We start from the raw sequence: 8801 nt of genomic DNA on the forward strand, positions 1-8801 counted from the left end.
CCGTCTTTTTATTTTAATCCCAGCAAACAACTAATCTTTGTTGCTATTTCATTCTTTTTCTTATCATTTACTTTGCAATAGAACACAGATTCATTCAAATGATCATTGCTTATTACAAAGTAATACTGCTTGTCTAACGCCCCTGTTTCTACAAGGTTAAACTCTTCAAATGGTGCACTCACTTGCTGTTTCTTATCGCCTAGCTTTAGTCCGAAAACCCTACTTTGGATTAGTAAGAGAGTTTTCTCTGTGTTCAGACCAATGTGCTTTCGGTAGCCAAAGGGAATAACAGACATCATGAAAATTGGAATAGCCCAGTTCGGCATCGTATATCCATAGAGCATCGAATGATAAGCGCTGCTTAAGCACACGAACCCTAAAAACCCAGAAAGACATAAGAAAGCTTTAGAAACGGCTGATACGCTAAAACCAAAAACCTTCTGGCCATTTATCTGAGTGTGGAATGGAAGTACTAACATCTTTTCGTCCTAGTGCACTTTTGAGTCTGATGGCATGTCATTTATTAACACTGGCAAGATTACATTATCCAAGACTTGCTGAGCGCATTCTGTTCCTCTTGGCGTAACCTTCGGTGTAAGTAGCTTGCTTCTCAGATTTTTGCAGTCCTCTGATGTCAAGCCAATAGATTCTAACTTAACCTCTTTCGACCATTGAGCTGTTACAAGATGACTAAGTACAGAGTGAACAAAGCCTCGACGTCCAGACGGCATAGTCATGTCATTGCTTTGAGCAATACTGTGTATTGGTACTTCTACATGTGGCAGCTCAACTCTCGGAGATTTGAGTAGTGAGTGAACTTGAGAATTTAATGGTGTGCTTGTTACGCGGCCGCTATGAGTGTCTACCCAAAACTTGAGTTTCGCCACACCTGAATCTGTTTCAGAATTTGCGATCAATGACATCGGATCGCGGTGGTAGTAAACATGTGACACGACAGCAACAGCGAGCATCTGGTTATCGCTCAATTTCTCTAACATCCTTTATTAATTCTCTTCTTCGATTGTTTTTTCCAGTATCAGCTATCATGCATATTGCACAATACCTTTCATTTAACCTGGGCGATGGTGACTCTTTTACCGGTTTTGATTTCAAGCACTTCTACTGCGTCGTCAAAGGACATTTCTGCATCTACTAAAGCGGATAGCATTAATATGATTTGTTCGTCACTAAGGACATTATTCGGAACCACTGTGGCTATTTTCTTAAATCGAGATACATGCCACTTCGTAAACCTACGATAGTAAGCGCCATGATAAGGACCAAATGCTATCGGTTTGACCTCTTCAACTACCTTTGCATTTGGAGAGTATTTCTGAATATTCTTCACCGCTACAGAATCCGCTTCCGCGAGGATGAATATTGATTTTTTTACGCCTTGCAACCCTTTGCTGCTTAACTCACTCAACGATTCATCACCAACAGCACAAGCGGGGATTCGCCTTGCTAACAAGAGACTTGCCAAAATCGGGTCTTCGACAACAAGGAGCCACTCAGACTTTAAATTGACCGGGTGGTTCAAATGACAAGGTGAACTGGGCTTGATGCTAATATCAAAACTAGGTTGGTTTTGTTGGAGGGAATCATTGTAACCCCATAGGAATACATCGTGATTTGGTAGTACCCACGGTACAACTATACCGTTTTTAATCTTGCGTACAGACTTATAAAGGGACGTAGGAAGTCTATCCGTCACAACATTTTGAATTGCTCTACTTGACGGAAGGTACCCAATTGGCGCTTTGAACAGTAATTCCTTCTCCCAACCACTGCTCAATAAAGATTCTATAGCGTCATCATTATCTTTTAGCCACAGACGTAATTGGTCAAGCAGCCATCTGGTTGTAATCGCGGATGATTTTTTAGATTCAGTTTCTGCTTTATCGTGGGGCTCTGCAGTAATGTCAACTATCGGTGGTGACGCAAATCCAGCACTCTCAAGTAGACGTTTAGCTGCCTCTTGTTCTGTTACCTCGTCTAGTAGGCATAACGCGCTTACTAGCGTTGTGTGTTGATGACAGCTATTACAGCGAATGCTTGCGGTACCAAAGTAATGGAAGGCATCATTACCCCAACAAGACGGGCATACGAGGCTACAGGATTTACCATCACTCTTTTCAATCGGTCGCAATCCATTAAACAGATCGTTTCTAGTTAACTTGTACAACGGATAAAACTTTTCGGATAGATACGTATTTAGCCTGTTTGACACTTGCAAACCCTCCTGACTACTTCGTAATCATTATAAAGCGTTTGAAATTGTTTAACAGGTAATATGTGAAAATTCGAGTGGTAGCATTGCACTAGATCAAAAGTAAGAATCACTTGCATTTAGGGTAGTAGAGGCTGATTTAATGCCCTTACATTGCATAGAAAAATCATCACAACTAGAAAAAAATAATTTGATAATAGCCTTAACTGGTTGCCAATTTGCAACTGTCACTTAGTGCGATAGTGCCACACCATAGGCATAGAGAAGCACAATACATGTACTTAATCGTGTATAGAGAATAAGAAAAGTTAATATGAAGCAAACACTTGAAAAACCAGAACAGGAGATGCCTCCATTGGCCATTGAAGATCGTCTAATGGACGCGCAACAAGAAGGGTTCGAGATTGTAGCAGCTATTCGAGGCTTTCGAGTGGCACTTTCAACTCTTGTATATTTTTATATAGAACTTATTGCTAAGAAAAAAGAGCAGGAAGTAGAGATAGGTTTCTGGCCGGGCATGACTGATAACTTAGACAATGCAGTTCAGACGCTCGCTGACATCAAAGACAAACACCCAACTGTTGTGATCATTCCTCCAAAAGACCCGCAGCTACAAAATAACTTGAACACTTGATTTGTTCTATTAGGTTTATTTCAAAAGTTTGTTCCAACCCTAAGCAAATCTGCTTTAGGGTTGGTTTTTAAGGACGCGAACAATTTGCTGGTTTGGGTAGTTACCACAGAAGTACTCGGTAGCCTCTTCTGTCTCTCTGTAAGGTACAAACACAGAGCTGTCCGAAACGCTACAGCACAACTTGGTTCCATCTTCTAGTTTTGAAACGATTGAATATTCTGGCTTGACTGGTAACACAAACAAACATGAATCGTTACCCTTGCCATCCATTTTCGGAGATAGCTCTACCCTGGCGTCAACCGAGGGCCAATCTTGCATTGAAGTAGGCTTTAGAATTGACCAATCCATTTGACGGTCTAAGAATCCATATACCGCATAATTCTGTGTAACGTTGCTAACTACATTCTTAGCAGCCCAGCCAATAGCTAGCCCTAATGCAATTAGTTTTAAATCTATAAACAACTTCACACGACAGCCCCATAGCAAATTGGTTTTAAGATTGTCATTTAGTAACGCTCTTGATTGAAATCGTGGTCATACTACCAAAAACATTAAGAAATTTAACGCTTCAACTATCAAAAAAATTCATATTGATAATTAACTGAATAATTTCTCTACAAAACAGCCTTACCAATTTAAAGACAACTAGTTGATACATCGCGCATAACTTCCAATGACATACGTAATAGGATAATCAAGTCAATGACAAAAGAAGTATGTTGTCATATGATTACACATATAAAACGCTTGTTATTAAAATCGAAGTATTAAGGAGTTAAAATGGTTTCTGCATGGCTTGGAGCTATCAGTGCACTAGACCGTCGTCTAGGTACTGGGAATATGACATTAAAAGAATATATGACGATCGCTTATGTACATGAGCAAACATCTGTAAGTGAAGAAGATTTAGCAATGTTCGCTACTCACAACGAAGATTCAGACTTTGGTAATTCGATAATCAATCGACTGCTTGAGGCTGGTCATTTAACTCGTGATGAAGACACGAACGCGATCATCATTTCAGAACACGGTCATCACGTAATTGATGAAGTCCATCGCTTATGCAAATCAAGGCTTATTCAGCCAATTTTCACAAACCCAAACTAGCTTAAAGGCGCTCAACTGGTTGAGCGCCTTTATATTTCTAGTAAAGCAATTCGACCCTACGGTTTCGCGCTCGAGCTTCATCTGAACTACCAGGATCTGCGGGATGTGTTTCTCCATAGCTCACACAAGTTAACTGTTCTTTTCGTGCTCCTAGAGTTTCGAGCATTTTACAAACATTGTTAGACCGCAGCTGACCAAGCTTTAAGTTAAAGTCGGCAGAGCCTTTCGAATCAGTAAAGCCAGCCACTAAAAGACGGATGCTTTTATCAGATGAAAGATAGTTCACATGCTGCTTGAGTTGTTCATTCCATTTCTGCTCAACTACAGATGAACTAAATGTGAAATAAACTGTGTGTTGAGGTGGTTGCGACAACAGGATTGGTTCTACCCTGTCACTAACTGCCGCTTCAACCGCCAGTTCAATCTGCTCACTTCGAGTCATTTTAGCTGCTTGGTTCTTAGCCATTTGTTCTTGCATGTAATTCTGGTTGTTATCCTCAAACAAGTGTTCAGGACCTGTTAGTTGTCCGACAGATGTCATTGGTTCTTCTTGAGATTCATCTGCTGGTGGCTGAAAAAGGCTACAGCCAGATGTCGATAAGATTAGACTTATCAAAAAACTCGTGTGAACTATCCTCATTTCAAACGTAAACCTCAATCTCCAATAATTTTAATCACATTCTAACGCTTATTATTGAAGGTGAAAACTTTTTTAAATCGATTGTGTTTGGCATGAGAATTGTTAAGTAAAAACAAGTGTATATGGAGATACCACGGGTTTATTTCGAAATGTTTACTGTTTAATGACACGACTGACTTTATAAAACGCTTAGTATTTACATCCTTTTACAAACTAACTGTATTGAAACCGTAATGAAATTTGCAGATAATTAAACACTGCTCGTAGCACTACTACAGACAGTTTTTGAAACTGATATGAAAAAGCAATAATTTCCTATAAATTTAGTGATTTACGTTAAATGTCTTAAAAATTAGACAACATAATTATACAGATTGGGATATTATAAGGTTACAAGTTAGACAAAATGTGTATAGATTACATACATAGCTTTTGGAATGAGTAGTTTCTTAGTAGGTTTATGAATGGCTGATGCAGATTTAAAGATCAAACAAGAACTTTTAAATCAAATGGGAATCATAAATGATCTCTTTGTTGAGTTGAGTGATTCCATAAGTGCATCAGATCTCATTGGTGCGGAAGTCTACAAGCTACCATCAGTTCCAAAAGCAAAAGAACATGTCGATGTTACCGAAATACCAGTCGATACGATAAAAGACGAACTCGCACTTTATGAAGGACTTCGTTCTTACAAAAAATTGTACGGCGAACAAGGTATCTCGACCAAAGTTGTTTTTAGACTACCCGGCTACATACAAGTTGGAAGTTCTAATAGCAACATAAAAGAAATGATCGGCCGCATTAATAAGCATAAGGACTTATTCAAGTCTGCAGTGCTAAAAATAGATGGCCCCAAGAAAAAGCATGACATTGTTCATTCGCTTTTTCCTGGATTGATAACTAAGCAGCTATACCGTAGTTTGTATGCTGTCGAAAACATAAGCTACATGGGCTTTTTCTGGACGAATAAGTTCGTTACGTACAAAACAAACAAGGATGAAGTAATTGCTTCCATTAAGAAGCAAATCAAGCATCCACCTAAAGGGAAAGACCCCAGAGAATGGGAGTCATTTTTGAATGGGGAAGTTACCGATATTCAGCGTCTACCCGCTGGTTCGGAGTTGCGTATCAAACGCCCAGTTAGGGTAAGTGCAGCCGTAAATACTGATTGTGAGGAAACGCCCCAATTAAGCGCGCATCTCCCCATAATTATTGTTCAAGATCAACCCGTAACCGTCAGTCCTCTGTTGGATTACGATTCATCGCTTAGACGATGTGTAAGATCAGACTCAAAGATTGGCGGTAAGCCAATCATAAAAAGGCTACACCTCTACCTAAAGAGGCAGTAATGTCCAAATACACGAAGACCCTAGCCCGATCTTCGATAAAAGAAGTGTGACGAATATGAATAAAGAAATTAGTACAATTGAAGCTAAAGATACCGACACTCTGGCTACTCCAGAGGACATGCTTTCTTACGAAGAAGTTCAGCAGTACGCTCATGAGAACAACATCAAAAGCATGCGTGAATGGTTCGGATTCCATAATGTTCGTAAAGGCGGCACACCTCGTCCACGCAACATTCCGGGAGATCCATCAAAATATTTTGGTCGTAGAGACCAGTGGGTCAGCTGGCCAAGTTTCTTAGGCACTGCAACCAAAGCAACACAAATCATCAAAGATGAATTCTGCGACATGGCAGAATGTAAGAAGTGGTTTGCTGATAACAAAGTTTACACGGTCACTCAGTTTCGTGAAATTTCTAAATCCGGTAAGCGACCAGACTTCATTCCATCAGCCCCTGATAAAAAATACGATGTGAAGTTTTCTGAATTATTGTGCCCTAAAAAATCAGCTTATGTGACTTTTGAAGAAGCGAAGAAGTTAGTCAAAGGCTATGGGTTCAAAAGTTATCTAGAATTTCGTGAAGGTCGCCGTAACGACCCCAAGAACCTGTCTGTGGTGCCATGTAACCCAGACAAGCATTATGACCAAAGCAACGAATGGACTAGTTGGCCAGATTTTCTAGGATACTCTCGCCTAAGAAAGTAAGAATATTTGTCATTATATTACCACAAGTAAAAAGCCACCCTCGCGGTGGCTTTTTTGATCTTCGTACTATTGAAATCTATCAAACAGTTCGTCTTTTAGATTCAACCCTTGTTCAACGATAGCGCTTAGATGACCATCCAAATATGCATTGTCAATTTCAGCTAAGGGCTTTGGTAACACGTTGCCATAATTCATAATACGATCGATAAATGATTCATTCGAACTGGCATAAACACTACTACCGACAATAATAACGAACAACATTGCTAAAACTTTGATTTTCAAACCGACACCTTAATCCGTAGTTACATAACTTGTATATCTGAGACTTAACTTTCTCATTTTCTCGGTATCGCGCAACCGTTCTAATGATAATGGGACATAGACGTTAAACTCAGACTTATCCTTAGTAAACCAAACATACGGTGTAGCCTTATCCCACACAGGAGAAACGTATTCATTTCGGCTGTTACCTGCACCACCAGCGATGCATTGTTTTCCAATCTCATATCCCAACAAAGAGATTTCTGAGCAGACGCGGTATTTAGACAAAGCCTTGAGAACTGCTATCTTATCGGGATCAAGTCGTCCATCAATCTTGTTACTTGCTTTGTCATACGTGACATTATCAACACCATAACCAACTAGATACCTACCGGGCTCTCTTGCATTATCATCCAATTGGGTCACTGTAATCGCATCTTGCAAGCCGGCCACGGCTGTTCCTGGATGGTAAGTGAAAACCTTTTTATTTGTAGAGACACGCGTATCTGGATAGTCACTCCAGTCACCTTCCGAGACTCCAAGCTCCTTTGTCACCCACTCTACAAGATCTTCTGCGCCGTCCGTACTGACTTTCAGCTTTAAGCGAACCCCACTTGTGCCATCACTATTAACAACGGGAACTTGCTGAACAATTTCATATGACACATTCTCTTTCAACTTACCAAGTAAAGCTTTGTACGTAGTTTTCTTGTTTTCTTTGCCAATTTGCTTTAGGTCATACTTACCCTTTTCTGTTAACAAACCTTCTAGAAATTCAGTGTCCACACTTCTCGCCGTTTTGCTTACTGGCAGGCGACTAATCAATTCAACAATTTCGTTCCGCTTACTCTGACGCTCTTTTAATTTAGCCACATCAATGCTATCGCCATTGAGTACATAAGATTCGAAGCGTTCATCATCAACAATCAATTGTTCTAGAACCTGCTGAACCTTTTTATCAAGGTACATTTGTTTCAATACCTTGTCTGCCAGTTCGGTATCGATGACAGCCTTAACAGATACGGTTGCACAAGTACCCTCTTCACTGACACAGGCGCCGATGGATTCATCTGTGCGTCTAGAGCTAATTGTCGCGCCATTTAACAACCAGCTCGCCCGACTTAGATACCCATTGCTATCCATGCTCTTTATTGATAACACTCTATCGGTAACCTGCTCACTGATACTTTCAAAGGCTTTTTGTTCTGCTATAGACTTTGCTGAGTTTATGCTATCGAATTCACCAAGTTGATAAACACCAGTCCCCGTAAATTGGATTTCTTGAGCTAATAGCCCTGATGAACAAAGCGAAAGCACTGAAATTAGGACAACTTTCTTCATAAACTTAAATCACATTCCTTTATCTAATTAACAATATGAAAACACACATCAATCCTTCCGCAATAGCAAAAATGAAAAAAGCCAGAGCAATGCCCTGGCTTAATGGTTTTATTCAACCCTATTTTTCAATGGAAAGATTACTACCCTTTGATTCACTGTTATATAAATAATGGTTCTCACCGGTTTGCGTGTTCTCTAACTTCACGGATTCCATGCCGAAGTTAGTACCACTGGCTACCTTGGTAAATTCTTCACCACCAATTTCCAACTTACTACCGTTTTCGGCTTGCATCATATCCTTGAAACCATCAGCGGTAACATCGATACGATCTGGAGCACCATTAGTACCAGCCACTGTTTTAGAATCTATCGACACGGATGAATCACCACCCTGACCTTGCGCGGCATTACCAGCATTAGCAGGTGTTGTCGTGCCTTGGTCACCGTTACCAACAGGTGCGTTATCACCATTCGAGCTCGGTTTGGTATCTGCGCCTTGGCCTTGCTCGGCATTACCAGCATTAGCAGGTGTT

At 40.3% G+C, this 8801-nt stretch carries 12 protein-coding genes; 4 read left to right on the forward strand and 8 right to left on the reverse strand.

Annotated features, from left to right (window positions below; all coding sequences use genetic code 11):
* Positions 1–8: 8 nt before the first annotated feature.
* The 3 genes from AKJ31_RS21640 to AKJ31_RS21650 form a co-directional block, all read right to left on the reverse strand.
* Positions 9–479 carry a hypothetical protein gene (locus AKJ31_RS21640; RefSeq protein ID WP_053411084.1) on the reverse strand — a complete coding sequence of 157 codons (471 nt, stop codon included), beginning with the start codon at positions 477–479 and terminating at the stop codon, positions 9–11.
* Between the two features lie 9 nt (positions 480–488).
* Positions 489–998 carry a hypothetical protein gene (locus AKJ31_RS21645; RefSeq protein ID WP_053411085.1) on the reverse strand — a complete coding sequence of 170 codons (510 nt, stop codon included), beginning with the start codon at positions 996–998 and terminating at the stop codon, positions 489–491.
* 68 nt (positions 999–1066) lie between these two features.
* Positions 1067–2185, reverse strand: coding sequence for a hypothetical protein (locus AKJ31_RS21650; RefSeq protein ID WP_157052414.1), 1119 nt, complete (start codon positions 2183–2185; stop codon positions 1067–1069).
* Between the two features lie 358 nt (positions 2186–2543).
* On the opposite strand from AKJ31_RS21650, the gene AKJ31_RS21655 reads away from it, so the two are divergent.
* The gene (locus AKJ31_RS21655) at positions 2544–2864 is read left to right on the forward strand and encodes a hypothetical protein (RefSeq protein ID WP_053411087.1); all 321 of its coding nucleotides are present in this window, start codon (positions 2544–2546) and stop codon (positions 2862–2864) included.
* A gap of 54 nt (positions 2865–2918) precedes the next feature.
* On the opposite strand, the gene AKJ31_RS23130 is transcribed toward AKJ31_RS21655, so the two are convergent.
* On the reverse strand, positions 2919–3182 hold the full coding sequence (locus AKJ31_RS23130) for a hypothetical protein (RefSeq protein ID WP_157052415.1): 264 nt from the start codon (positions 3180–3182) through the stop codon (positions 2919–2921).
* 462 nt (positions 3183–3644) lie between these two features.
* Between AKJ31_RS23130 and AKJ31_RS21665 the strand changes: the two genes are divergently transcribed.
* On the forward strand, positions 3645–3971 hold the full coding sequence (locus tag AKJ31_RS21665; protein ID WP_053411089.1) for a hypothetical protein: 327 nt from the start codon (positions 3645–3647) through the stop codon (positions 3969–3971).
* A 37-nt stretch (positions 3972–4008) separates the two neighbouring features.
* Here the strand turns inward: AKJ31_RS21665 and AKJ31_RS21670 are convergent, their stop codons facing one another.
* A complete protein-coding gene (locus AKJ31_RS21670) occupies positions 4009–4512 on the reverse strand; it encodes an OmpA family protein (protein ID WP_053411090.1) in 504 nt (167 codons plus the stop codon).
* A gap of 563 nt (positions 4513–5075) precedes the next feature.
* Between AKJ31_RS21670 and AKJ31_RS21675 the strand changes: the two genes are divergently transcribed.
* Together AKJ31_RS21675 and AKJ31_RS21680 are read left to right on the forward strand one after the other, a co-directional pair.
* Complete coding sequence (locus AKJ31_RS21675; protein WP_053411091.1) at positions 5076–5960, forward strand: DNA replication terminus site-binding protein; 885 nt, start codon at positions 5076–5078, stop codon at positions 5958–5960.
* A 55-nt stretch (positions 5961–6015) separates the two neighbouring features.
* Complete coding sequence (locus AKJ31_RS21680) at positions 6016–6663, forward strand: hypothetical protein (protein ID WP_053411092.1); 648 nt, start codon at positions 6016–6018, stop codon at positions 6661–6663.
* Between the two features lie 66 nt (positions 6664–6729).
* Here AKJ31_RS21680 and AKJ31_RS21685 read toward each other — a convergent pair whose 3' ends face one another.
* The 3 genes from AKJ31_RS21685 to AKJ31_RS23305 all read right to left on the reverse strand — a co-directional run.
* On the reverse strand, positions 6730–6948 hold the full coding sequence (locus AKJ31_RS21685; protein WP_053411093.1) for a hypothetical protein: 219 nt from the start codon (positions 6946–6948) through the stop codon (positions 6730–6732).
* Between the two features lie 9 nt (positions 6949–6957).
* Complete coding sequence (locus AKJ31_RS21690; RefSeq protein ID WP_053411094.1) at positions 6958–8268, reverse strand: hypothetical protein; 1311 nt, start codon at positions 8266–8268, stop codon at positions 6958–6960.
* A 118-nt stretch (positions 8269–8386) separates the two neighbouring features.
* Positions 8387–8801: hypothetical protein (locus tag AKJ31_RS23305; protein ID WP_169780649.1), on the reverse strand; the 415-nt coding region annotated here is incomplete at its 5' end.

The sequence above is a fragment of the Vibrio hepatarius genome, assembly GCF_001274785.1.
Taxonomy (GTDB): Bacteria; Pseudomonadota; Gammaproteobacteria; order Enterobacterales; family Vibrionaceae; genus Vibrio; species Vibrio hepatarius.